Below are 545 nucleotides of genomic sequence, written 5' to 3'. Positions count from 1 at the left end.
GGTCCGGTCTCGCATCGATGGCTCGGGATCGTGAGGTCGTTCCCGTACGCATACTCCAAGGTCAACCCCCGGACCGATATAAGCCTTCGTCGATGGCACGCATTGCCGGCGTCCCAACCCGGCGCATCGATACGGGAGGCGGAGGAGCAGACGGGAGCCCCGAAGAGAATATCAGGCCGCTCGCGGCAGCGACAGCGTCACCGTCGTCGCGTCGTCGGTCTCGGTGAACGACAGCGACCCGCCGTGGGTGTCTGCGACAGTCTTCGCGACCCAGAGTCCGAGCCCGCTGCCGTGCGTCAACTGGGTGATGTCCACGTCGCCCGCGACGACTGTCCGCTCGTGCTCGGGGATGCCGGTCCCGTGATCGGTGACCGAAAGCTCGACCACGTCGGGACGGATGCGAACCTATCCTTCGATCGGCGATCCGCCGTGTTCGGCGGCGTTTTCGAGCAGTTCGTCGAGCGCCGTCCGGAGCCCGTCGCTGGCGCGGACAGTCCCGCCGAGATCGTCGGGCGCGTCGAACGCGAAGTCGGTCTCGGTGAATC

At 66.8% G+C, this 545-nt stretch carries 1 protein-coding gene; it reads right to left on the bottom strand.

Features of this window, described 5'->3' with window-relative positions; translation table 11 throughout:
- Window positions 1-171: 171 nt before the first annotated feature.
- Window positions 172-399: an ATP-binding protein gene (locus DEQ92_RS21680; RefSeq protein WP_115821770.1), complete on the bottom strand. Its 228-nt coding sequence runs from the start codon at window positions 397-399 to the stop codon at window positions 172-174.
- Between the last annotated feature and the right edge of the window lie 146 nt (window positions 400-545).

The organism is Haloferax sp. Atlit-6N (assembly GCF_003383195.1).
GTDB classification, from domain to species: Archaea; Halobacteriota; Halobacteria; order Halobacteriales; family Haloferacaceae; genus Haloferax; species Haloferax gibbonsii.
Note: the sequence above shows the minus strand (reverse complement) of the source record. Positions and strands in the feature narration are given on the sequence as shown.